Here is a 26,262-nt window from a genome sequence, read left to right as displayed (position 1 = left end):
AAAGCTAACACCAACAATATGCAATTTTGCTGATTTGTACGCTATTCTATGGAAATCCGCAGTTAAGGCGAAATGTTATATAACATGTAGATAGCGCTTTCCAAAGAAATGCAGCTATAATTCGGAGACAAATCCCAGGAAAAAGGGGGAAGTAATCTGACATCTATATGATTTATGATCATTTTAACAAGAGGAGACATGCATATGGCTCAAGCTAGCGTAGTGCAGGACAAAATGCGAAAGAAAGTGCACCGGCGACCCCAACGACCTCAACGCCACAAAGCGGGAATCCTTCGAACTTGGAATAAAAACAAGGCGCTCTGGCTGCTGTTCCTGCCGTGCCTGTTGTATTATTTGATCTTCCGCTATGCACCGATGTTTGGATTAGTTATCACTTTCAAGGATTACAATCTTTTTAAAGGGATTTGGGCCAGTGATTGGGTGGGACTCAAATATTACAGGATGTTTATAGAGAATCCCGATTTTTGGCCGCTGATGAAAAACACTTTTCTGCTTGGTTTATATAAGCTGTTTTTTGGCTTCCCGGCACCCATTCTACTGGCGATTCTGCTTAATGAGGTGCGCAAGGCTGCTTTCAAACGAGTTGTGCAGACCGTCAGCTATCTTCCACATTTTATCTCAAATGTCATTGTTGCCAGTATGGTGATCATGTTTTTATCCCCAACCGGAGGGCTGATTAATAATCTGCTTGGTGCCATAGGGATTGGACCGATCAATTTCATGAACGATCCTGGATTGTTCCGCGGTATTTATGTCCTGTCGGAGATCTGGCAGCATATCGGCTGGGAGACCATTATCTACTTGGCCGCGTTGACCGCTATCGACCCGCAGCTGTATGAAGCCGCTGATATGGACGGAGCCAGCCGCATGCGTAAAATATGGCATGTCACCTTGCCCGGCATTTCACCCGCCATCGTGATCACCTTGATTCTTAATATCGGTAAAGTGCTCGAGATTGGCTTCGAGAAGGTGTTCCTGATGCAGAACCCGGCGATCTACGACACAGCGGATATTATCAGTACTTATGTCTATAGGGTGGGTATGGTGCAGGGGAACTTCAGCTATGGCGCTTCTATTGATCTTTTTATGGGCGTGATTAGCTTGATCTTCATCTATACAGCAAATTACATCAGCCGCCGTGTAAGCGAGACAAGTTTATGGTAGAAAAGAGGTGTGGTGATGAGATCACCCCGTTTATCCTGGTTTAATGTCGTGAGCACTTTTATCCTTCTCGTGGTTGTGGTGGTCACGCTTTATCCGTTCCTGCATATGCTCGCTGTCTCTCTCAGTAGTGATGTGCATGTCATGAAGAATACCGTTTCTTTTTGGCCTAAGGGATTTAACCTGAATATGTATAAGCTTGTACTCGGAGATTCGCAAATCTGGGTGGCTTACAAAAATACACTCATTTACACCGTGCTTGGCACCCTTATCTCGCTGGTGGTCACCTCCACGGGTGCCTATGCACTCTCACGCAGTGATATGGCACTGCGCAAGAGCTTCACCCTGTTGATTGTGGTGACGATGTTTTTCAGCGGAGGGATGATTCCCACGTTCCTCGTGGTTCGCTCCCTGGATCTGGTCGACACCGTATGGGGCATGGTGCTGCCGGGGGCGGTTAGCACTTGGAATCTGATTCTGATGCGGACCTTTTTCTCCGGCATTCCTAAAGAGCTGGAGGAGTCTGGCCGCATCGACGGACTGAATGATATCGGCATATTTATCCGTATTATTGTTCCGCTTTCCAAGGCTTCCTTCGCCACCATAGCGCTCTTTTACGCGGTTGGCATGTGGAATAACTTTATTTACCCGCTGCTCTACCTGCGCTCACCGGATTTGTTCCCGCTGCAAGTTCTGCTGCGCAATCTGGTGCTGGCTGGCAGTGCTAGCTCGGGAGATGTTACTAGCATTGGAGGTGACAACATGGTGATAGAAGAATCGCTGAAGTACGCGACGATTATGGTCTCGACGCTTCCGATTCTGATTGTGTATCCATTTGTACAGAAGTATTTCGTTAAGGGGGCCATGATTGGCGCGGTTAAGGGATAGGCGGGTGGAACCGTCAAAAATTCAGCATAAGGGAGAGATCGTAATGAACAAATGGAAATCTGTACTGCTGCCACTGGTGATTGCAGCAACCGTAGTAACTGGCTGCAGCGGAGGGGGCAATGACACCTCGTCGCAGAGTAATACTCAGGGCAGCAGTACCGCTTCACCTACTGATTCGTCCAAAACGGAAAAAACCTTCACTGCGCTCTTAGACAACAATGCTACGTTCCCTTATTCGAAAAGCTGGCCCATTTGGAGCTGGCTGAAGGAGAAAACCGGTGTCACACTCGAGGTGCAGACCCCTTCAGGGAAGCTTGAAGAGAGCTTGAACCTGGCGATTGCTTCGAAGGCAATGCCGGATCTGATGTATATGCCTAACCGCAAAGAATCGAATAAATTCGGGCAACAGGGTGCGTTGGTGGATTTGATGGAGTATATGGACAAAATGCCGAATCTGACCGCCTGGGTAAAGAAGTATCCAGAGGAAGCGAAGGCTGCACTATCTGCTGATGGCAAAATGTATATGTTCCCGAATCAGGGCTTTGGCGAGACGAACCGCATGATCTGGTTATACCGTAAAGACATTTTTGACAAAGAAGGAATCCAGGCACCAGCCACATATGAGGAGCTGCATACAGCTCTAAAAACCTTGAAGGCGAAATATCCGGACAGCTATCCGCTTTCAATCCGCTACGGACAAATTCCGGATGAAATGAATGCCAATATGACTGTGAATTACGGGACGGGTGAAGGGGCTTATTATGATTTTGATAAAAAAGAGTGGCTTTTTGGACCCACGGAAGAGAGTTACAAGGAAATGGTTGGCATGTGGAAAATATTTTATGACGAAGGGCTGATTCCGCCCGACTTTCTATCTCTGCAAACTAAGCAATGGCAGGACATGGTATCCACGGGCAAATCGTTTGTGACCATTGATTACATCAGCCGGATCGATTTTTTTAACAATGCGATGCAGCAGGAAAATCCGGAGTTCAACATGCAGTTTATGGCTCCTCCAGCGGGCATTGCCGGCGGCAAGCAACTGAACCCGTATTTTCATTATATGGAAGGTGGCTTAACCGTGGCTTCAACCTCGAAGAACATCGATGATGTGATGAGCTATATGGACTTTTTCTATTCCGAAGAGGGACGTACGCTCAGCAGCTGGGGCGTGGAGGGTGAGACATATGTGAAGGAAGGCGACACGATCAAGTTCAAACCAGAGTACAACGATGTGATCGAAATGCGGAAGCAGACAGGACTTCAGACTAGCGGAACGTACACCTGGATCGACTTTGGTGCACATCTGTCGTTGTTCTCAGACAATTTGAAGTATGCCTTTGAAGAAGCGACGAAATATGATCCGTCCATGATGCAGCCACGGCCTGCATTTACGGAGAAAGAGAATGAAATTATTGCGATAACCGGCCAGGCGATCCAAAAACACCGCGATGAAAGCTTTGCCAAGTTTGTTACCGGCTCCCGAAAGCTGGCCGACTGGGACAAATATGTGGAGGAGATGAACAATCTCGGCGTGGATAAGCTGCTGGCTACTTATAAGGAAGCTTACGACCGTGTTCAGAACATTCAGTTAAACGGGAATTAATCTGTCTGGTGCCAAGGACAATAGTTGCCCGGAAAGGATGAGCGGGATGAATGACATCATTAAGCCTTTAGAGACACACAGAGTAGAGCAGATGTCCGTTCAGGTTTATGAAGATCGTAACCTGATGGGCGCTGCGGCGGCATCGCAGGTTGCGCAGAAAATTAGAGCTTTGCTTCAAGATTCTGCGCGTCAGGTCCGAATTGTGTTTGCTGCCGCACCTTCGCAAAATGAACTGTACGAGGGGCTGGTGCGGGAGCAGGGGATGGATTGGTCCCGGGTCAATGCTTTTCATATGGATGAATACATCGGCCTTGCGGCTTCGGCTCCCCAGCGTTTCGGCCGTTTTTTGACAGATCGGCTATACAGTCGGGTTAACCCTGGCCGGGTAGAACTGCTGGATGGTCTCGCCGCTGATGTGGTGCAGGAATGCCAGAGATATTCGGCTTTGTTGAGCGAGGAGCCTATTGATATCGTTTGCCTCGGGATCGGGGAAAACGGGCATATCGCGTTTAATGATCCGCCAGTCGCTAATTTTACCGACCCGCAGCTGGTCAAAGCGGTCGAACTGGAGGAAGCCTGCCGCCGCCAGCAGGTGAATGACGGTTGTTTTACCTCGCTGGACGAGGTGCCAACCCATGCGCTGACGCTTACGGTACCAGCCTTGCTGGCTGGCCGTCACCTGTACGGAATTGTACCGGGAGTGTCCAAACGAAAGGCTTTACACGCGGCACTTCATGATTCGATCAGCACGGCATGTCCAGCTACTATTCTGCGCACCCATCCGGAGATCACGATGTTCACGGATCGGGCTGCCTTCGGCCTATGAACGCGCCAATTAAGGGAAAGCACTATAAAACTGGGCGGCCGGTTGAGGTAAGTGTCGAGCAGGGGCGAATCACTTCGGTCACCGAACTTGCGGAGAGTCCAGCCAGGGCCGATTGGCCCTGGCTGGCACCCGGGTTGGTGGATCTGCAAGTGAACGGGGGCTGGGGGCTGGATCTCAACACGCTGCCTTTACAGCCTGCAACGGTATTGGAACTGTCCCGACTTCTGATAGGAAACGGGGTAACCAGCTATTGTCCAACTCTGATTACTAATGGCAAAGAAGCGCTGGCTCAAGCGGTCTCTGCCATTGCAGAAGCCGCTTCGCTGTATCCGGAAGATGCTGGGGGGATTGTAGGAATTCATTTGGAAGGTCCCTTTCTGTCACCAGAAGAGGGTCCGCGCGGCGCCCATCCAAGGGAACATATTGGCCCGCCGGATTGGGATAGGTTATGCCGCTGGCAAGAAGCGGCTGAAGGGCTTATCCGTATCCTCACCGTCTCCCCGGAATGGCCAAACGCCGCTGCATTTATCGCCCGGTGCAGTGAATCAGGCATCCTTGTTTCTATAGGGCATACGGCAGCTTCCCCCGAGCAGATTAGGGAGGCGGTTGCCGCAGGAGCGGTGATGTCTACGCATCTCGGCAATGGCACACATCTGACGTTGCCCCGTCATCCCAACTATTTGTGGGAGCAGCTGGCGGCGGATGAACTATACGGCTGTATGATTGCAGATGGTCAACATTTACCACCCGCTCTGTTGAAAGTAATCCTACGGATGAAGCGCAGCCGCACCATCTTGGTCAGCGATGCTGTATCACTGAGCGGAATGCCGCCGGGAACTTATCACCTGCACATTGGTGGAGAGGTTGTATTAACAGCAGAAGGGCGGCTGCATCTGGCTGGCAATCAGCAGCTGCTTGCAGGTTCCGCCATGATGCTTCCAGATCAGGTGGCCTATCTTGCGGAGGCTGGATTAGCCCGGCTGGATGAAGCCTGGGATTGTGCTTCTGCTCATCCGGCTACTTTGCTGGGGCTGGAGCAGGCGGCAGGGCTTAGGGCTGGAGCACCTGCCGATCTCGTGAGCTTCTGCTATGACGACAGGACACTTACCGTGCTGGAATGCTGGAAAAAGGGTCATAGCAAGGCTTGCAGTAATTAATTACAGCGAAGATTAGGAGGAGAACGATGCAGAGCTTGATACCGCAACCGAAGCAGATCCAAGTGAAAGAGGGCGAAGCTTTTCAATTCAGCGAGGATGTAAGCCTGAGCCTCTACATGGAGCAGCATGATCCGAGACTGGTGGTTCATTGCCGCCGCTCGTTTCCGGAGCTGGAATGTACACAGGTTATCTCGGGAAAAGGATATTCACTTATTCTTCAGAGTCTCTCGCAGCCAGAAACGAAAGGAGCACAGCCAGATGAAGTGGATCTGAAATTGCTTAACGGCCGGGCGGAAGGGTACAGGCTGGAGGTGTCGGAGCGCCGGGTGGTAATCCGTGCACTGGATGCGCCGGGCCTGTTTTACGGGCTACAAACGTTACTACAACTGCGTAAGTCAGTAGGGGAAGTTCCTGCTGTGTCTATCACGGACTGGCCTGACACTACCTTGCGGGCGATGAACTTTGATCTTCGCCAGACATTTTCCAAGCCAGAGCTGCTGCTATCGTATTTGGCGGATTTTGCCCGGTATAAAACGAATGCGGTTCTGATTGAATACGAAGATAAATTCCCGTTCCAGAAGTACCCGGAATTCGTGCATCCTCAGCATTCGTTAAGCCTCACACAGCTAGAGGAACTGAAACGCACAGCCCAAGAATATTTTATTGAGATCATTCCGCTGCAGCAGAGTTTCGGGCATCTGGAGTATGTACTCCGCCACGACGCTTGGCGGCACTTGCGCGAAACGGAGTTATCCCTCGGGGAGATCTGCCCGTCGCATCCGGAATCCTTCGAGCTGATTACCGATCTGTTACAGGAGATGATGGATGCCCATCCGGATTCCCGCTACATCCACCTCGGCTGTGACGAGGTATACAGCTTATGTGAATGCGAACGCTGTAAAACGTTGTTCGGAGGGGTACGGGAGCGGGCGTTTATCGCTTTTTTGAACACTTTGATTGAATATACAGCCAGCCGTGGTAAAAAAGCGATTTTCTGGCATGACATGCTGGACAAATGCCCGCCGGAGGAACTGGCAAAGCTGGATAAGCGGAGTGCGGCGATGATCTGGATATACAACGGACGTAATATTGAAGCTGAGGTTTCTTCTCTTACGGATAAATTCAGGTCACTAGGCATCGAGGTTATGGGAGCCCCGGCGGTTCGCAGCTTTGACTGGGCTGAACATCAGAATTATCCGGTACTATTGAACCGGACGGATAATCTGCTCCAATGGGCGGAGACAGCGGATAAGCTGGACCTCGGGTGCATCGTCGCCACGAACTGGACAGGGCCGTTCAGCCTTGGTGTTCCTTATGGGATCTTTGAGACGACGTGGTATCCGATGCTGCTGCACGCCGATTTGGCCTGGAACCGCAAAGCGGACTCAGCAACATTTATCGATCGATTCATGGAGCAGTTCCATGGCATCGATCCTAGAACAGGTCACGCACAGCTCGGGAATTATCAGCTGGAAGATTATTATGATGTTATCTGGAAGCTGTTGGACAAGGTGAAGGATCATAAGGATGAAGCAGAGCTGATTGCCATTATGCATGATTTTGAAGCGGCGACGGACCGTTCGCGGGCGATCCACAAATATGTCTACCGCTGGGAGCTCTATCCGGGAGACGAAGCGGAAAGGCACTCGCTGTTGAACAATTACATGCGAAATCGCCGCGGACGTGAGAACGTTTTGCCTCGCATGAAAGCGGCTTTGGAGCGTTACCAGCCATCCGATATGGCGGAGCATTTTGTGAAATCCCGCTTCTATCTTCACGATTATCTGGAGCGGACATTATACCGTGAGCTGGGGTTTGCTCAGGTTGAATAAGAGTTTTGAAAAGATCGTACGGCTATCGTGTAAGCGGGTAGCTGTGCGGTCTTTTTTTAATTCATAGCTGGATGAAGCTACATATTACAACATATTCAGGAACAAAATCCCAGTTCGCTGCGTCTAACTTATAAAGTTCTAGCAAACTACATTGGAGGAGAATGAATATGAGAGCTACACCCATAAACCGGACTATAAGGAAGGTTACACTTACCGCATTATGTATTTTGCTTGTATTGCTGAGTGGCAGGGTAATGGCGGAGCCGTCTCCGGCACAAAAGACAACCGCGGTATTCACAGCGGAGATGCAGAGTGCCTTGGAAGGGGCACAGAATGTGCTGCTGACGATACAGCCATTCCCGGACGAAGCAGCCGTAGGTTTCTTCAAGAATGGGCGCAGTCTGCCCAAGGGATATCTGGAGCAGACTGCCGATAAGATTCTGGAACAGCGGGGCAAGTTCACCAAGGTGGCAGAGCTAACTCGAACAGCGCTGGCTTACAGTGCTGCGGGGGGCAACATCAACAACATCGCTGGTATTGATCTTTATCCATTCCTGATGAATCATGACGGAATTGATTCGGAAGGGGCAGCAGCGGTAGCAACCGCCTATATTACCTCGAAGAATTCCATTTCAAATTCATTGGAGCGGACAAACCGTTACCCCGATTTGCTGTTTTATCAGTTGCTTGATATGCAGCTAGCGGATGGTAGTTGGCCGCTGGCCGGGCAGAAGCAAGGAGATCTGGTAGCTACTGCCTGGGTACTAACCGCACTTGCTTCGGAAGTGAGTTCAGAACAAACAGCGCAGCCGATCGAGAAGGCTTTGCAGTGGCTTAAGAGCAAGCAGCAGCTAGACGGAGGGTTCGATGGTAAAACTGCGACGACAGCGCAGGTGATTGTTGCTTTATCCTCGCAGGGGGGCGATGCAGCAGATTTCACCAAGGAAGGCGGAGCCTCGCTGCTGGACCATTTGCTGGCGCGGAAGCTTCCGGGTGGCGGCTTTACACAGACAGCAGGCGGAGGGAACGATAGTCCCGCAACTGTGCAAGCCTATCTTGCCCTGACTTCCTATAAGCTGCTGTCCAAGCAGGCTGGCATGCTGTATAGCGGACTGCATCATGCTGGACTTGACCGGGCAACGATTCAGGTCGAAGGACCCGGTGGCACCGTTGCCGGGGGGCATATTGTTGGCGGAGATGCTGTGAAGGCAGCGGCAGCTTTTTTACAGGCGAAGGGTCTGGCGTATAAGCTGAATGCGGATGCAGCTAAACCGGCCTTCACAGCTATCGAGGGGATTCAGAACGGGCGATACAATGGACGCGGAGAATGGAAGATTGCTGTATTCAGCGGGGGCAGTGCATGGATGTATCCTGAGAATAGCCCGTACAGACTGACGATAGGCAATGGGGATCAGCTGCTTGTTTACTACGCGGACGATACAGAACTGCTTGACCGGATGGAAGTGAAATGGAAAGATAAAAACGGCCAGGAAATGGGTGGATACGCAAGCGCCAATATGCCGTTTTCCCTCCATATCACCAAGTCAAACGGTCAGCTGGGCGGTCTTCCGGCTTTCGGCGCTACTGTGACACTTCAAGGAAAAAGCGTAGTGGCTGACAGCACGGGAAAGGTGTCATTTGCCGGCATGAAGCCCGGTGTCTATCCTGTGCAAGTCACCAAATACCGTAAAGATGCCGCTCCAGCACTTTCCAAACGGACGTTTGCGCTGCATGTCTCTTCCCCGGAATTGGCCAGCTTTACGGATGCGAATAAAGTCGCAGCTTGGGCACGTTTGGATATCGCAACAGCGCTCAGCAGCGGATATATTCAGGGCGTGAGTGCCAGCGGAAATGTGCTGGCTCCTAAGCAGAAGCTGACCCGGGCTGAATTTCTGACCCTGCTGCTGCGGCTATTGCATGAGTTCCCCGATGCCAAGGCTACTTCTAGCTTTAAGGATGTTCCGGCGGACAAATGGTACAGCCGTACCATCGCCAAGGCTGAGGAGCTGGGCATTATCAGCTCTCCAACCGGTAAGTTCGAGCCGGACCGCGGTATTACGCGGGAAGAAGCGGCGGTTATGGTAGCCAAAGCTGCCCGGTTGTCTACGTACGGCAGCCCGGCCCGTGTGAAGTTTGCCGATACTTCCAGTTTGTCAGAGGCGAGCCGCCAGGCGATTCAGGCCGTGAATGAACATGAAGTAATGACCGGCAGCGGGGGCCGCTTCGATCCAAAGCAGATTCTGGTGCGTGAGCAGGCAGCGGCAATTTTAGTCAGACTGCAGAAATTAATCCCGGAAGCCTTCTATTAATGGAATAAACGTCCAGGGATATGATAAGCTTCAGATAGAGTTATCACATCCAGTGTAGAGGAGGCAAATCTATGAGCCGCTTGATCACAGGCAATATATATTATGGATTTCAGGTCGTTAATGAGGAATTTATCCGGGAGATCGATTCCGCCGTATTCACGATGGAACATCTGAAGAGCGGCGCCAGGCTGCTTTTCGTGCAGAATCAGGATGACAACAAGGTATTCAGTGTGAGCTTCAGGACCCCGCCTGAAGATAGTACAGGGGTCTTTCATATTTTGGAGCATTCCGTATTGTGTGGTTCGGAGAAATATCCGGTGAAGGAACCTTTTGTAGAATTGCTAAAGGGTTCGATGCAGACATTCCTGAATGCATTTACGTTTGGGGATAAGACGATGTATCCGGTGGCAAGCCGGAATGAGCAGGATTTCTCCAATCTGATGGAGGTCTACCTGGATAGTGTTTTTCAGCCGAATATTTATAAGCAAAAGGAGATTTTTGAGCAAGAGGGCTGGCATTACGAGCTTCAGCAAACAGAAGCTGAGCTGATCTATAAAGGCGTGGTTTACAACGAGATGAAGGGTTCCTATTCCTCGCCGTTTACGGTACTGATGGACAGGATCAAAAAGTCGTTGTATCCAGACACGATTTATCGTCATTCTTCAGGTGGAGATCCGCAGGAGATTCCTGCGCTTACGTATGAGCAATTCCTTGAGGCGCACAGCAATTATTATCATCCGTCCAACAGTTATTTTTATCTGTACGGAGACGTCTCTATTGAAGAGAAGCTGCAATTTATAGACCAGGAATACCTTAGCCGTTATGAAAAAAACAGCTTTGATACCTCCATTCCCCTACAACAGCCTACCGGAATGACGGAGCTGGTAGCGGATTATCCGATTCTGGAAGCAGAAACGGCCGACGACAAAACTTATTTGAGTCTGAACTATGTAATTGGAACCTCTACGGATCGGGAACTGAATCTGGCTTTTGATATTTTGAAAAGCATGCTGATGGACAGCAATGCAGCTCCGCTTAAGCAAGCCCTGCTGGAAAGCGGTCTGGGCAAAGATGCCTTTGCTTTTTATTCCGACAGTATGATTCAGCCGCTGCTTGGCATTACTCTGACACATTCGAACGCTTCCGCCAAAGATGCCTTCGTGGAGCTGGTGAAGACCACATTAAGCAGCTTGGTTAAGAACGGGCTGGATGAGAAGCTGGTGCTGGCGGCGGTCAACAGCAAAGAATTTGAGCTGCGGGAAGCGGACTTTAGCCGATATCCAAAGGGACTTACTTACAATATCGAAGTGATGAAGTCCTGGCTCTATGACGGTCAGCCGTCTACTCATATGCTTTATGAAGAGGTATTCACTACCATTCGGGAAAAGATAACGGATCGTTATTTTGAGAAGCTGATTGAGGTCTACTTACTGAACAGTGATCATTGCAGTCTGGTGGTGCTGAACCCGTCCAAGACGATTGCAGCCGACAAGGAAGCGAGCACCCAGCGTCAATTAAGTGAATACAAATCATCACAGCAACCAGACCAGCTGGAGCAGCTTGTGCAGAGTACTCAGCATCTTCTGGCGCGGCAAGGTCGTGCAGATGCAGCCGAGGATTTGCAGAAGCTGCCGAGTTTATCTCTACAGGACATTAACCGCAGTGCTGAACCTCAGGTGCCATCCCATGAATATAACCTTGAGGGTCTAAAGCTGATCCACCATGACGTATCTACTCAAAAGATTGCGTACTGCAAGTTTTATTGGGATACGAGTGTTGTGGCTCCTGAGCAAATTCCTTATCTTGTGCTGCTGGCAGAGGTATTGGGCCAAATGGAGACAGCTTCTTACAGCATTGAAGAGCTCACTAGTGAAATTGGGATCAAAACCGGAGGCATTCATTTCAAAAATGAGATCTTTGGCGCTGCAAAAGATACTGGGGCCAGTTATCAGCCTAAATTCACTGCGCAGGTTAAGGTGATGGCGGGGCATATTGGCGAATCGCTGGATCTGCTGCGTGAGATGCTCTATACCAGCGCGCTCGATAACCTGACGAAGCTACAGGAAATCGTCCGGCGGGAAGCCTCACAGATGGAATCCGTCCTGAATCAAAAAGGTAATGAAATCGCGGCCAGCCGCCTGATGTCTTATTTTTCGGACATGGGAGCGTATCAGGAGCAACAGGGTGGCGTGGCCTATTACCGCTTTATCCGTGAGCTTGCCGAGAAGATCGATCAGCAGGGAGCAGAGGTGGCAGACACGCTGAAGGATATCTGTACGGTTTTATTCAATAAACAGAATTTGATCATCAGCGTGACGGGTACCCCTGATTTGTATGAAGAATTCGCCGCTAATGTAGCGAAGCTGGATATTCAGGATCAGCCAGTGGTGAATAAACCTAAGATTACGGCGCAGGGGCATGCGGATAATGAAGGTTTTATGTCTTCCAGCCAGGTGCAATATGTGGTTAAAGGCTACGACTTCAACAAGCTAGGATTTACGTATTCCGGCAAAATGCAGGTGCTCAAAAAAATCATGAGCCTCACCTATCTGTGGAATGCCGTGCGCGTGAAGGGCGGAGCTTATGGCGGCAGCCTGATGCTGCGCAGAGATGGGATATTGATGTTCACTTCCTACCGTGATCCCAATTTGCAGGAGACGCTGGAGGTTTATGATCAGGCGTACCGATTCACCGAAGGATATGAAGCGGATGCCGACGAGATGACCAAAGCAATTATCGGCACCCTGTCCATGTTGGACCAGCCGCTGAGCCCAAGCGCTCAGGGACGGCGGGCGGACCGGCATTATTTTGAACAGGTGACTGGGGCCGAGCTGCAGCAGGAACGGGATGAAATCTTGTCGACCACACCGGAAGACATCAGACAGTATGCCGATTTGCTTAAGGCTGTGACGGAACAAAATTATTTCACAGTTGTCGGCAATGAATCCAAGCTGAAATCAACAAAAGGCTTATTTGGAAACCTAGAAGAACTTGTGATGTAATTCTCTCTATAAACTCCTCTTCAGTACCTGTCTACTCGACAAGTGCTGGAGAGGAGTTTTTTTTATTTAGTTAGAACCTTGACAGTTAGAGTTCTATCTATTATGATAATGATGTTACTTAGAGTTCTAACTAATCCGCAAGAGGAGGAAATAACAATGAACAAACCCGTGGTAGACACACCATTTTCTAATTTAATACGAGAGATTGGGATGAAAATAAAAGGTACAGCTGACACCAGGTTAAATGAGTTAGGTCTGAACTCACAACAAGGCCGCATGATCGGCTATATTTTTGAGAATCAAGCAGAAGGGGTTATTCAGAAGGATTTAGCGGAGGTCTTTAACAGGAAGGGGGCGAGCATTACCAGTATGCTTCAGGGGTTGGAGAAGAAAGGATATATCCAGCGTGTCACTCCTGAAAATGATGAACGTCAAAAGAGTATTTTTGTATTGGAAAAAGGTGCTCTTTTAGTGGAAGAGTTCAATGAGATTTTCTCTGAGGTAGAAGCAAGCATTACTAAGGCGCTTAGTCCGGAAGAAACTGCAACCCTAAAGTCGTTACTTCAAAAAGTTAGTTCAAGTTTATAAACGTTCGGAGGTTCACTTATGACAAATGAGTTCTCAAATCAATTTTATTTAGAGTCGGCGCCCATGAAAAAAGCGATCGCTCATTTATCGATTCCCATGATGATTGGGATGTCTGTGGGTACTATTTATAATGTAATCAATGCTTACTTCATCGGCTTATTACACAATACCAGTATGCTGACCGCAATCACGCTGGGCCTGCCTATTTTTACCGTTTTAATGGCTTTTGGAAATGTGCTGGGGGTAGGCGGAGGAACATTTATAACTCGCTTGGCGGGGCAAAAAGAGACGGAAAAAGGGAAAAAGGTTGCCGGATATACTTTTTACGGGAGTATTGTAGTGGGGCTTCTTATCGCGCTCATCGCTTGGTTAGCTATTAATCCGATCACGCGAATGCTTGGTGCAGATGCTGCTACCTTAGACTTTACGAAGTCTTATGTGCTCACTCTTTTTGCAGGCGGATTTGCTGTTGTGCTTAATTTTGCTTTGGAACAACTGGTCCGTTCGGAAGGTGCCTCGAAGGAATCGATGTATGGTATTTTTATCAGTACGGCTTTAAGTTTGATTTTTGATCCTTTATTTATTCTCGTGCTGAATTGGCATGTTGCCGGAGCTGCTTTGGCTATGGTTTTAGCAAATTTGGGCTCTGCCATTTATTATATTTACTTTTTGGAAACGAAAAGTGAGCATTTAAGAGGATTTTTGAAGCATTTCAAGATATCTGTACGAGATCAGCTTGAGGTTTATAAAATAGGTACAGCCGAGCTATTGCAAGCCAGTTTTTTAATTGTCAGCACGCTTTTGTTAAATAACTATTCCATTCAATATGGGGAGAGTGTGGTCGCCGGATTTGGTGTGGCTTTAAGAATTGTGCAGATTCCAGAATTTCTATCGATGGGTTTATTTTTGGGATTGATTCCGCTATTTGCTTTTAACTTTGCTAGTAAAAATACGGAGAGACTTAAATCCAGCATCAAATACGCTTTTGCATATATAGGCAGCATTGCAGTTGTTTTTGTGAGTCTAGTATACGTGTTTAGAGGAACGATTCTTCATTGGTTCTCAGGCGATCCTTCTGTGTTAAGCATGGGAACTTATATTTTGGCAGCGATGCTGATCTCCGCTTTATTTAATGGATTTACCGGATTATTTATGAGCATTTTTCAAGCAACAGGGCAAGGCACACCCACTACTATTATGGCGATAAGCCAAGGTGTATTATTTATACCGATGATTATCGTATTGCATTCTATTTTTGGCCTGCATGGTGTGATTTGGTCGATGACTGTGACTGAGGTAATAACGAGTGTGATGGGTGTGGTTTTGTTTATGATTTTTCGGAAAAAGCTGAATAGTGCGGGCGTTGATGGAAAAGGTGCTGTAGAGGTTACGTCGGTATAACGCGATTGCTTTATGTAAAACTCAATATGGATTTTGTTTACTGCGGGAGCTTGGCTCGCGCTTTTTTTGCGTTGTGCAAAAGAATTCATAACTAAAGGATCGGTAAAATTCGTTCCAAAATGAACAATTCTAGTTCTTATGAAGACTGCTTACTTTTTCTACAATTATGGATAAGTAAAGGAGGAGAACTATGATACGCAAAAAAAGGTTTCATCTTAACATGGACACACGCGAAGCGATGGCGGGATATCTATTCGTTGCTCCGCTTATGCTTGGGCTGATCATCTTGACGTTGATCCCGGTGCTGGGCTCACTGCTGTTAAGCTTCACGGACTGGAACTTTGTGGCTGGGTTAGGGGGGATTAAGTTCGCGGGCGTGGATAATTTCATCAGGCTGTTTCATGATGATGCTTTTATGAAAAGCTTGCTGAACAATTTGCTCTTTATTATCACAGTACCGGTTACGATCATCGTTGCCCTGCTGCTGGCTATCCTGATTGATAAACAGGTTTTTCTGAAGGATTTGTTTAAAGTGATTTATTTCCTTCCGTACATTTCCAGTGTAGTTGCCATCGCTATGGTTTGGCAGGTTATGTTTCACCCTTCTCTGGGACCCGTCAATCAATTCCTGATGTCACTGGGGTGGAACAACCCACCCAAATGGTTAGCGGATATCCATTATGCTCTGCCGTCGCTGATGTTGATTCAAGTCTGGATTCAGCTCGGTTACAACATTATTATTTTTATTGCAGGTTTACAGAGTATTCCTAAGGATCTTTATGAAGCGGCTGATATTGATGGTGCCAACGTCTGGCGCAAATTCCGCAACATCACGGTTCCCTGCATTTCGCCAACTACCTTTTTCCTGCTGGTAACAGGGGTTATCGGCTCATTTAAAATCTTTGATCTGATACAAGTATTGACCCAGGGTGGACCGGCTAACTCCACGACCGTTATCGTCTACGAGTTATATGATACAGCCTTCAATCAGCTGAAGACGGGTTACGCCTCTAGCATGGCACTCGTTCTGTTCCTTATTTGCCTGATCATTACAGCCTTGCAGATGTTGGCGCAAAAAAAATGGGTCAACTATTAAAGGCGGAAAGGAGAAATTACAGTGAAAAAAGAGCTTTTATCCAGAACCTTCTGGACCATCGCCATGGGACTGCTAGGTATCGCATTTCTTTTACCGTTCCTATGGATGTTATCCACTTCCTTTAAGCTGGAGAAAGATGTGTTTAACTTTCCGATTCAATGGTTGCCACAGCAGTGGAACCTCATTGAAAATTATAAACAGGTGTGGTCGGGTGACTTTGCTCGCTATTATGGAAATTCCATTTATATTACGCTGGCTACGACTATAATTAATGTGCTGATATGCGCACTTGCTGCTTATGGGTTCTCCAAGCTGCGTTTTCCGGGCAGGGATGCGATGTTTATAGTTGTATTGGCACTTTATATGGTTCCTCCGCAGGCATCGTTGGTTCCACAGTTTCTACTGTTTAACTGGCTGAATTTGATTGACACACATTTGGGATTAATCCTGATTAACAGCTTTAGTATTATTGGAGCGTTTATGCTCAAGCAATTTTTTATGGGGGTAAACAACGAGTATCTTGAATCGGCGCGGATGGATGGAGCAGGGCATTTTCGCTCTTTTCTACAGATTGCCTTTCCGCTGATCCGTCCCGCTGTAGCTACTTATGCTATTTTGCGCTTTATTTGGACCTGGAACGACTATCAATATCCACTCATTTTTTTGAAATCCAAGGAGCTGTTTACGATTCAGCTGGGGATCCGGTTGTTCGGGGACCAATACGGGGATGTCTATTCACTCATGATGGCTGGTGCGGTATCTGCAATTCTGCCGTTGCTGATCATTTTTGCACTCGGACAGAAGCAGGTTATTGAGGGAATTGCCCTCGGAGGTGTGAAAGGATAATAAAAGTCAAAATAGTTTCTCTTCGGTAGAATATGAGAACTTTCCTCGTCAATCCTGCATGTTAGGATGTTCTTGTAAGCAGTTACATAGTCACTGGTTGTTAAGCAAGTGATGCCCAACACATTTATAGGAGGGTCTATATGAAAAAGAAATTATTATCTGCATTCATCATCACATCGATGGCGTTATCATTGGTCGCTTGCGGCGGAAATGCGAAAACCAATAATGCAGGAGCGACTAATGCACCCGATGCTGGTGGAAATTCAAAGCCTGCAGCAGAGAAGGTTACCCTGAAGCTGAGCACCTGGCAGACAGAAGCCAAAGCGAAATGGAGCACGATTATCGCGGAGTTTGAGAAGACGCATCCCGATATTCATGTGGAAGTAGATTTGCTGAACGAAAAAGGTGATTCGGTTGCCTCTATGCAGAAGCTGGATTTGATGGCGGCTGCGAGCGATCCGCTGGATATTGTCGAACTGCCTTATACCAACTATTCACAGCGTGCAGATATCGGTTTGTTGGAACCGATGGATGACTATATTCAGAAGGAAGGTTATAAACTCGCAGATGAATATCTGGTGGACACTACGGTCAATGGCAAAATCTATGCATTACCGTCTTCCATGCAGCGCTGGTTCGTGCTCCTTAACAAAGAAATGTTAGATGAGGCGGGCCTTCCGGTTCCGACCGACTGGACATGGGCGGATTTCGAAGAGTATGCCAAGAAATTGACCAAGGGTGAGGGCGCAACGAAACGTTTTGGTGCGTATTTGCATAATTGGCCGGATTATTTCCAGCTCCAGCTGATGAGCAAGTCTACGGATAATACTTTTCTAAAAGCTGATGGAACCTCCAATGCACTTGACCCGCAATTTAAGGCTAACCTGCAGATGATGAAGAAAATGATGTACGAAGATAAGAGTGCCACTCCTTATGAGGATATTATTTCGCAAAAACTAGCCTACCGGAATCAGTATTTTAACGGTTTAGCAGCGATGCTTCCGATGGGCGACTGGATGGTTGCGGAATCGGGTGGAACGGATGCCATTCCGGCAACCTTTGTTACCGCGTTTGCGCCGATCCCCCGTCTTGACAGTGAGAGCAAACATTACTCACCCGTACAGCCGACCTACATGGGAATAGCCGCTAAATCCAAGCATAAGGAGGCTGCCTATACCTTTGTGCGCTGGTATACCTCAGAAGGACTGGAAATCGGTGGACGCGTTTTCTCTGGCTGGGCCAAATCGGATACGAATAAATTAGTGGATACAATTGTGAGTGGTTCTAAGGATTCCTCTAAGATTGATGTAGATTCTCTGAAATATACGATGGAGAACTCGACACCTGGTGCAACGCAGGTTCCGGCTAAATATGCGGATGAAGCTAAGAACAACGTTATTCCAGAAGCGGAGATGTATCTCCTTGGCCAACAGGATCTGGATGTCACAGTTGCCAATATCGATAAAAAAATAACGGAAGTTGTTCAGAACAATAGCGGAAAGTAAGCGGAGGCTGATTGTACGCTTTTCAAAGGGGGCTTATAATGTGGGGGCAGGAAAGCATTTCTGCCTCCTGCTCCAAATTCAAACAGATGTGGGGCCTGTAATCCGTGTTTAGAAAGCATCAATCCCTCCGTAAGAAACTTGTCTGGTCATCGCTGATCTGCGTGCTGATCCCGCTTGTCTGCATTTACATGGTTACAGATTATTTGACCCGGGATCTCATTCTGGAGAAAGCGGTTGGTAGCGCAAGAGAATCTTTAAATGCAGCCAGCACCAATATGAATGCCATATTTGAACAGACACTGGAACAGTCCAACTTTGTGCTCCAGAACAGCGAGATCAGGCAGATGATGTCTGCCGATTCAGAGTCGCTCCGTGCACCAAAGCAAATCATTCAGTATAACCGTATGTCGCGGATGCTGGATGATATGTTTGTTTTAACAGAATATTTGAAGGTGACGTTAATCGGAAAAAATGGTTTGATTTATACCAGCTATCCTTACAGTGACTTTAATCCGAAAAATTTCTACAACAAAAATTGGACATCGTTGCTGAAACAAATTCAACCCATTTCGACTTATTGGAGAGCGGAGCACGATACGTACTACAATTATTCTGATAAAGGCTCAGCCGATTGGGTAACCATTGCGAGGCCGATTCAATCGACCTCCAGCAGTACCATCGGATATTTAATTATTAATATCAATGAGCGTAAGCTCCGTCCTTATCTAAATAACGATAATGATAAAGAGATGATGCTATTGGATGACAAGGGAACTGTAGTTTCCCATGCTGACAAGGCCCGAATCGGAGAGACGATGACGTGGTTGAAAATGGATGGCGAGCTTGACACTGTGGAAATCGACGGAGAGAAGTTTTTATATGTTGATCAGGAGCTGAGCAGTAACAAATGGCGGATGGTCAGCATTATCCCGCTGAAGGCAGCCTTGTCGAAAAATAAGCAGATTTTATTTATCAGCCTGGCGGTGCAGATTCTTTTCTTTACCTTGTTTTCCGTTCTCTTAACCGTTCTAATCTCAAAGCTGACTCAGCCAATCGTAAAATTAAGCGCTTTTGTAAAGCGAATAGGTCGTGGTCAGTTGGATGAACGTTCGTTCATTCGAGGGAATAATGAGGCAGCACAGCTCGCCCGCACCATTGACCAGATGCTGGATCGGATCGAGTCTATGATTGAACAAATCACTTATGAACAGACGGGAAAAAGAAAAGCCGAACTAGAGATGCTGCAAGCGCAGATCAATCCACATTTTATGTTTAATCTGCTGAATTCGATTCGCTTAAATATCCTGATGCAAGGCGATCGGGAGAATGCTGAGTTGATTGGTTCGCTGTCGTCTTTGCTCCGGATGACCTTTAACAGAGACAATGAGTTTATCCCGCTTCGTGAGGAGACAGATACGATATCGCATTATGTCACTTTAATGAATTTCCGCCATGCCAATCAGGTCAGGCTGGAAATGAATTTAGCGGACGGTAGCGCTGAAGCACTGGTGCCTCGATTTATGATTCAACCCATGATCGAGAATGCCATCATCCATGGCTTCGAGCAGTTTGGTGGCGAGATTTTTATTGAAGCTCGTATTGTTGCAACTACGGGAAGCTTGGTTATCACCATTAAGGATAATGGGATCGGGATGTCGCCGGAAACTTTAACAAGACTTCGTGAAACCGCATACAGCAGCGAACAAATTACAGAGGAGGACAGAAAAGGGTTCTCCGGCATAGGTTTACGCAATGTGGCCCAACGCCTCAGTATGATTTATGGCGCTTCTTTTAAGCTGAATATTCAAAGTGAACCTGATGTGGGCACAGAGATTTGTCTGGAGTTTCCTCTGGATTACGGAAAGGTGGGTGTGGAGAATGCTGACGGCAATATTGGTGGATGATGACTATCCGGTTATCCGTTATTTGTCGCAGGCCGTACCTTGGAGTGAGCTCGGTATTGAACTCATCGGATGTTATTATAGCGGTCTCGAGGCTTGGGAAAAAGCACAGCAGAGTCCACCAGATCTTATTATTACCGATATTGGCATGCCCAAGATGAACGGGCTGGAGATGCTGGAGCTATTCAGAGCTGTGCAGCCCGGAATCCGTGCGATTATTCTCTCCTGCCACAACGAATTCAAATACGCCCAGCAAGCGCTGAAATTAAACGTAGGAGAATATATTTTAAAAGAATCACTGGATATTGAGCAGTTACAGCAAGCGATTAGCACCCTTGTGGCGGAAGTGGGACTGAATAGGCAGCAGCATACAGAGATGCTGGTTTATAAGCAAAAGCAGTCTCAAAATCGCGCCGCGCTGAAGGAAAAGTTTCTAAAAGATACCTTGTATCAATCCTGGGATAAGGGGGCTTGGATCGAGCAGGCCCGATCAAACGGAATTATGATCCATGCCAAAAACTATATCCCGCTGGTTATTGTAATTGATCGTCCAGAGGAAGCTTCAAGGGTGCGCCGGATGAGTGAATATACGATTTCTTTTGCGGTTGAGAATATTATGCAGGAAGTGCTTGAGGCTGATCACAGTCTGTTTATTTCGAGATACAGCCATAAGGAGATTGTCATTCTCTTTTGCAGCGACCAGCCTTCCAAAGATCACCAGGCTATCTATCACTCCATTCAAAATGCAGCCTCTGCGGTTCAAAAATATCTTAAACTCTCTGTCTCTTGCTTATTTGGCGCTGAGGCGCGCAGTCCTGAGGAAATTCGCGGAACATTGCAGCGGATGCTGAGGGAGAAAATACAGCGCTTTTATCTCCCTGCGGCGGGAATCCACCGTTTTGAAGAAGTCTGCTTTTCCGGAGAAGATATTTATGCTGAATATGGAACCTTGTACGCTGTTATCAATGATGATATTGCCTTGAACAGGAACACGGAGCTTCGCGTTCATGTAAAGGAATGGAGGGAATGGGTGGCCTCGCAAAAATTCCATCCGAATGAAGTCAAGGAATGTGTGCTTCGCTTGCTGATGGACTTGCAGATGAAGACGAAACAGCTTCTGCAATCTCCATTGCCTATAACCGAAGAAAAGCTTTTTAGCGTGGTTGGTGACATTGAAACTCTGGAGCATTTGGAACAATGGCTGGTGCAGTACTTGGAGGAATTAGCGCGGAAAATAAGTATGTTCTCCATCAAGTCTAAACGGAGTGAGGTCATCAAAGCCCAGCAGTTCGTGATTAGTCATGTGACGGAGAAAATAACGCTGGAGGACATGGCAGGCCGCCTTAACTTAAATGCCAGTTATTTCAGCCGCTTATTCAAACGGGAAACAAACCAGAACTTCATCGAATATGTAAATATGCTAAAGCTTCAGAAGGCAAAGGAGCTGCTTAACCAATCTGAAAAGACAGTGGAAGAGATCTCCGAGTATCTGGGATATGCCAACAAAAGTTATTTCATCAAGCTGTTTAAACGGGAAATGGGCATGAGGCCTAGTGAATATGCCGCTTGGCATTGAGTGTGGACAGGAGGAAACATTGCTGTGGGAATAAAGGGCACTAAAAATGAATTACAGATGTTCCTAAATGAACTATATACTCCACTGGAGCGCAGATTTACCTCTGGTTGTGCAGGAATTAATATGGGCGCTACAGGATCGATATACAATGAAGCTACAGCGCTTATGGAAGCTTTCGCCCGTCCTCTATGGGGCCTTGTTCCCCATGCCAGCGGTGGAGGGGAAAGTGCACTCTGGCCGATGTTTCTGGAAGGGATCATCAACGGAACAGACCCGGAGCATGAAGAATATTGGGGGCAATTTACTACCAAAGATCAGCGTATGGTAGAGCAGGCCGTGTTGGGACTGGGGCTTGCTCTTGCACCACATAAAATGTGGGAGCCGCTGAGCGACACGCAGAAAATGAATGTATATAACTGGCTAAATCAGATTAATCATGTGGATCGTTCCAATCCGAATAACTGGCTGATGTTCACGGTTCTTGTGAATGTGGGCTTCAAGAAAGTCGGATTACCTTATGATCAGAGCATAATGGATGATTATCTAGCGCAGATCGATAATTACTATCTTGGTGACGGTTGGTATTCCGATGGATTGACCGATCAGAGGGACTATTATATTGCTTTTGCTATGCATTATTATACGCTGATATACGCTAAGCTGATGGCGGATGATGATCCTCAGAGAGCTGCTGTTTATCGGGAAAGATCCGCACGATTTGCCGAGGATTTCATTTATTGGTTCGCTGAGGACGGAAGCGCACTTCCTTTTGGTCGTAGCCTGACCTATCGTTTTGCACAGGTTTCATTCTGGAGTGCGCTGGTGTATGCAGATATGGTTCCTTTTTCATATGGCGTTCTTAAAGGAATCATTATGCGCCATTTTCGTTGGTGGTTTGAACAACCTATTATGGGATTAGACGGACTGCTTAGCATCGGATATGCTTATCCGAATCTAGTCATGACAGAGAACTACAACGCCCCCGGATCTCCGTATTGGGCCTTTAAAGCTATGCTTATTCTTGCCTTGCCAGATGATCATCCTTTTTGGCAGGCGGAGGAAGAGCCGTTGCCTATTTTGAAAGAGGTACGGGCTCTCCAAGAGGCGCGAATGCTTGTGAGTCGTCCGGAAGGAAACAGGCAGGTTATTGCCTATACCTCTGGACAGATGGCTAACTTTGATATGGCCCATAGTGCAGCCAAATATTCTAAATTTGCATATTCCACTCTGTTTGGCTTTAGTGTCCCGAAAGCGGGTTACGGGTTGGTTCAAGGCGCTTACGATTCTACACTCGCACTATGCGAATGTGATGAACACTATCGGGTACGCAGATTCTGCGAGACCTGGGAAATCGGGGACAGCTATGTATATTCCCGCTGGCATCCATGGAGTGATGTACATGTGGAGACATGGATTATTCCGGCAGGTCTATGGCATGTTCGTGTTCACAGCATTCATACTGCCCGGCGGCTGGATGTAGCGGAGGGTGGATTTGCCATTGGCCAGTCAGCTGGCTTCTCGCACAGTGAACGGGAAATCATTAAGGTATCAAACACTGCTATTTCGGTACAGCTGCCCTGGGGAATCAGTGCCATACATAGGCTATGCGGCTTTGATCGGGGAGAGTGCGTATATCCCGAGCCGAATACCAATCTGCTGAAGCCGCGGACACTTCTTCCGAGCTTGTGCTCCAGACTGGAACCGGGAGAGCAAGTATTGATATCTGCTGTCTTCGGAGCGACGAATACTCCGGAGAACCAGGCAAGTCTTGCTTCACCGCCGCTTATTCAATGGCACTCGGACGGAAGGATTGCTGTATACGAACCTAGTAACGATACACTTTTGCATACTGTTGATTTAAGGGGAGGGAGAAACAAAGATGTGGAATAAGGCTATTGAGGATGCGATTCACAAAGTTGGGAGCAATATGGCTAACCATCCGGGCAAACTGCCTCATATCGCTGAGGGGCAACAGTACGAATGGGGAGACAACGACGACTGGATAGAGGGTTTCTATGTTGGGATGATGTGGCTTGCTTATGAATATAGTAAGGATTCATGCTATAAGGAGGCGGCAGCCTCTTGGTTAGGGGACTTCAAGCATCGTCTGGATCAGCACATCGCCCTGGACCATCATGACATTGGTTTCTTGTATACACTGACCGCAGTAGCGGAGTGGAAAATAACGGGCAGCGAAGCGGCGCGAGCTGTCGGTCTGCAAGCTGCGGACACGCTGTGCAAGCGCTGGCGTGAACCAGCAGGGATTCTTCAGGCCTGGGGACTGGAGAGTGACCCGGAGAATGCGGGACGTATCATTATTGACTGCTTGATGAATTTACCTCTATTATTCTGGGCAGCTGAGGAAACAGGAGATAAGCGCTATTATGAAATAGCGCTCGAACATGCGTTTAAGAGCCGGAAATTTCTTGTGCGTGGGGATGCCTCCTCTTACCATACTTTTTATTTTGATCCGGCTACCGGAAATGCAATTCGTGGAGGAACACATCAAGGTTATGAGGACGGATCGACCTGGACACGTGGTCAAGCTTGGGGAATATACGGTTTTGCTCTGGCATATCGCTATACGCAGAATGAGGATTTTCTTAAGACTTCTAAGAGCCTAGCGGATTATTTTATCAGCCATCTACCGGAGGATAGTGTGGCTTATTGGGATTTCGATGTGCCAGTGGGAGCGGATACCCCTCGCGACAGCTCGGCTTCGGCGATTGCGGCAGCCGGTCTTTTGGAACTGCTCGATCACCTAGGCGTAGACGATCCGGACCGGGCCATTTATGAAGTTGCTTTACACCGTAGTATGAAATCCCTAGTGGAAGATTATGCGACATCTGGAAATCGGGAAGCAGAGGGACTTCTAAAGCATGGTTCTTATCATGTGAGAGGTGGACGTGTGCCTGATGGTCATATGATTTGGGGAGATTATTATTATTTGGAAGCGTTGATCCGCTTGCAGACCGGCATCCGAGGCTATTGGTAGTGGGATGTTAGGGTGGGGCAAGGTTTATCCTATAGGACAAAGAAACTGCTAAGACTAATCTCTTAGCGGTTTTTTTTTGTGGACTACTATACAAGAGTTTTAAAACGTAGTTATTTACTTGGAATAGTATGAATAAAATCATATCACCACGCGTAAGGTTTAATGTAAGATTTTGATAATTATTAGAAATTAAGAAAAGGGGATCGGGTTACTCAGATATGAATTTAGACTGGGAGTTTATCTACGAGAGTTTGCCGCTTTATGGTGAGGCGATGTGGCTGACAGTGAAGCTAGCGTTGTTAGCTATTGTATTCTCACTCCTTATTGGATTACTGTTCAGTATCGTCTTGTACTATAAGGTCAAAATCGTCAGTGATGTTATTAAGATCTACATTGAGCTTTCACGGAACACCCCTTTACTTGTGCAGCTCTTTTTTCTTTACTATGGCTTACCTAAGATCGGAATTCACTTTAGTGAAATGACCTGTGCGATTGTAGGCATGACATTTTTGGGCGGGAGCTATATGACGGAGGCTTTTCGAAGTGGGTTCGAGGCAGTTAGCCAATCGCAGATTGAATCAGGTCAGAGCATTGGACTGTCTAAGCTGCAGCTGGTCAGATATGTTATTTTTCCCCAAGCCTTTGCGATAAGTATTCCTTCTTTAGGGGCAAATGCGATCTTTCTGCTGAAGGAGACCTCTATTGTAGGTGCCATTGCTTTAATGGATTTGATGAATGTGGCAAAAGACTTGATCGGCATGCATTACAAAACAGCGGAGTCTCTGCTCCTTCTGGTACTCGCCTATTTGGTGTTAGTCCTGCCCTTATCGCTTTTATTGACTTGGGTGGAAAGGAAGGTGAGATATGCAGAATTCGGGGATTGAGGTGCTTTTTGAAGGTTCTAATTTCGAACGATTATTAGGGGGCTTACTTGTAACGATTGAAATTTCATTTCTCTCTATTGGAATCGGTACGTTATTAGGGATCGTTATGGGATTGCTCCGGACGCTGGGATCGAGGCCATTAAGGTTTATATTACGTCTTTATTTGGAGACCTTTAGAATTATTCCGATTCTAGTGTGGCTGTATGTAGTACATTTCAGTTTCTCTCCATTACTTCATATCGATATCAGCGGGGAGGCTACCTCTATATTGGTGTTCAGCTTATGGGGAGCTGCGGAAATTGGCGATCTTGTTCGTGGAGCTTTGCAATCTATGCCAAAACATCAGGTGGAATCTGCCAGGGCGCTAGGTCTGAGCAGCAGTCAACTTTATCGGCATATTTTGATCCCGCAGGCTGTACGCAGAATGCTGCCGGGAATGATTAATCTTGCCACACGAATGATCAAGACAACATCACTGGTGGTGCTGATTGGAGTGATTGAGGTGGTAAAGATCGGGCAGCAGATCATTGAACTCGGCGTAATAAAAGCGCCCACCGCTTCATTCTGGGTATACGGCTTTATCTTTATATTATATTTTTCTGTATGTTTTCCGTTATCCAGACTTTCGAAAAAAGTTGAAAGCAGATGGCAAAATTAAGGCTTAGGAA

19 protein-coding genes are annotated in these 26,262 nt (G+C 47.4%); all 19 read left to right on the top strand.

Annotated elements, in window-relative coordinates; genetic code table 11:
• The first annotated feature begins 204 nt into the window (after positions 1–204).
• The 19 genes from MHH46_RS23220 to MHH46_RS23130 all read left to right on the top strand — a co-directional run bounded on the left by MHH46_RS23220 (position 205) and on the right by MHH46_RS23130 (position 26,252).
• Positions 205–1,185 (top strand): sugar ABC transporter permease, encoded by a 981-nt coding sequence (locus tag MHH46_RS23220; protein ID WP_081383385.1) that lies wholly within the window; start codon positions 205–207, stop codon positions 1,183–1,185.
• Between the two features lie 15 nt (positions 1,186–1,200).
• Positions 1,201–2,070: a carbohydrate ABC transporter permease gene (locus tag MHH46_RS23215; RefSeq protein ID WP_076130282.1), complete on the top strand. Its 870-nt coding sequence runs from the start codon at positions 1,201–1,203 to the stop codon at positions 2,068–2,070.
• Between the two features lie 43 nt (positions 2,071–2,113).
• Positions 2,114–3,676 carry an extracellular solute-binding protein gene (locus MHH46_RS23210; RefSeq protein ID WP_076194785.1) on the top strand — a complete coding sequence of 521 codons (1,563 nt, stop codon included), beginning with the start codon at positions 2,114–2,116 and terminating at the stop codon, positions 3,674–3,676.
• Between the two features lie 37 nt (positions 3,677–3,713).
• Entirely contained in the window at positions 3,714–4,502 is a 789-nt protein-coding gene (locus tag MHH46_RS23205) for a glucosamine-6-phosphate deaminase (protein WP_405132517.1), read from the top strand.
• Positions 4,499–5,659: an N-acetylglucosamine-6-phosphate deacetylase gene (locus MHH46_RS23200; RefSeq protein ID WP_076194777.1), complete on the top strand. Its 1,161-nt coding sequence runs from the start codon at positions 4,499–4,501 to the stop codon at positions 5,657–5,659. Before MHH46_RS23205 ends, MHH46_RS23200 begins: the two co-directional genes overlap by 4 nt.
• Before the next feature lie 26 nt (positions 5,660–5,685).
• A complete protein-coding gene (locus MHH46_RS23195; RefSeq protein ID WP_076130278.1) occupies positions 5,686–7,491 on the top strand; it encodes a DUF4838 domain-containing protein in 1,806 nt (601 codons plus the stop codon).
• A gap of 167 nt (positions 7,492–7,658) precedes the next feature.
• Positions 7,659–9,800, top strand: a complete 2,142-nt coding sequence (locus tag MHH46_RS23190; protein ID WP_076130277.1) for an S-layer homology domain-containing protein — start codon at positions 7,659–7,661, stop codon at positions 9,798–9,800.
• A gap of 71 nt (positions 9,801–9,871) precedes the next feature.
• Positions 9,872–12,802: an insulinase family protein gene (locus MHH46_RS23185; protein ID WP_076130276.1), complete on the top strand. Its 2,931-nt coding sequence runs from the start codon at positions 9,872–9,874 to the stop codon at positions 12,800–12,802.
• Between the two features lie 156 nt (positions 12,803–12,958).
• Complete coding sequence (locus MHH46_RS23180) at positions 12,959–13,390, top strand: MarR family winged helix-turn-helix transcriptional regulator (RefSeq protein ID WP_038572665.1); 432 nt, start codon at positions 12,959–12,961, stop codon at positions 13,388–13,390.
• Between the two features lie 18 nt (positions 13,391–13,408).
• Positions 13,409–14,791 (top strand): MATE family efflux transporter, encoded by a 1,383-nt coding sequence (locus tag MHH46_RS23175; protein ID WP_076194775.1) that lies wholly within the window; start codon positions 13,409–13,411, stop codon positions 14,789–14,791.
• Between the two features lie 190 nt (positions 14,792–14,981).
• Entirely contained in the window at positions 14,982–15,887 is a 906-nt protein-coding gene (locus MHH46_RS23170; RefSeq protein WP_036683142.1) for a carbohydrate ABC transporter permease, read from the top strand.
• Between the two features lie 63 nt (positions 15,888–15,950).
• A complete protein-coding gene (locus tag MHH46_RS23165; RefSeq protein WP_052097522.1) occupies positions 15,951–16,733 on the top strand; it encodes a carbohydrate ABC transporter permease in 783 nt (260 codons plus the stop codon).
• 140 nt (positions 16,734–16,873) lie between these two features.
• Positions 16,874–18,238 carry an ABC transporter substrate-binding protein gene (locus MHH46_RS23160; protein ID WP_076194773.1) on the top strand — a complete coding sequence of 455 codons (1,365 nt, stop codon included), beginning with the start codon at positions 16,874–16,876 and terminating at the stop codon, positions 18,236–18,238.
• Positions 18,239–18,342: 104 nt separating this feature from the next.
• Positions 18,343–20,142, top strand: coding sequence for a sensor histidine kinase (locus MHH46_RS23155; protein WP_076130273.1), 1,800 nt, complete (start codon positions 18,343–18,345; stop codon positions 20,140–20,142).
• Entirely contained in the window at positions 20,117–21,715 is a 1,599-nt protein-coding gene (locus MHH46_RS23150; RefSeq protein WP_076194771.1) for a helix-turn-helix domain-containing protein, read from the top strand. Before MHH46_RS23155 ends, MHH46_RS23150 begins: the two co-directional genes overlap by 26 nt.
• A gap of 24 nt (positions 21,716–21,739) precedes the next feature.
• Positions 21,740–23,605 (top strand): DUF2264 domain-containing protein, encoded by a 1,866-nt coding sequence (locus MHH46_RS23145; RefSeq protein ID WP_256717252.1) that lies wholly within the window; start codon positions 21,740–21,742, stop codon positions 23,603–23,605.
• The gene (locus MHH46_RS23140) at positions 23,595–24,710 is read left to right on the top strand and encodes a glycoside hydrolase family 88 protein (protein WP_076194769.1); all 1,116 of its coding nucleotides are present in this window, start codon (positions 23,595–23,597) and stop codon (positions 24,708–24,710) included. Before MHH46_RS23145 ends, MHH46_RS23140 begins: the two co-directional genes overlap by 11 nt.
• Before the next feature lie 218 nt (positions 24,711–24,928).
• Positions 24,929–25,594 carry an amino acid ABC transporter permease gene (locus tag MHH46_RS23135; RefSeq protein WP_076186917.1) on the top strand — a complete coding sequence of 222 codons (666 nt, stop codon included), beginning with the start codon at positions 24,929–24,931 and terminating at the stop codon, positions 25,592–25,594.
• Complete coding sequence (locus MHH46_RS23130) at positions 25,575–26,252, top strand: amino acid ABC transporter permease (RefSeq protein WP_076130269.1); 678 nt, start codon at positions 25,575–25,577, stop codon at positions 26,250–26,252. The genes MHH46_RS23135 and MHH46_RS23130 overlap by 20 nt, the downstream gene beginning before the upstream one ends.
• Positions 26,253–26,262 lie beyond the last annotated feature (10 nt).

This window comes from Paenibacillus sp. FSL H8-0175, from assembly GCF_045040615.1.
In the GTDB taxonomy this organism is placed as follows: Bacteria; Bacillota; Bacilli; order Paenibacillales; family Paenibacillaceae; genus Paenibacillus_AQ; species Paenibacillus_AQ odorifer.
This window is presented reverse-complemented; position numbering and strand designations above follow the sequence as displayed.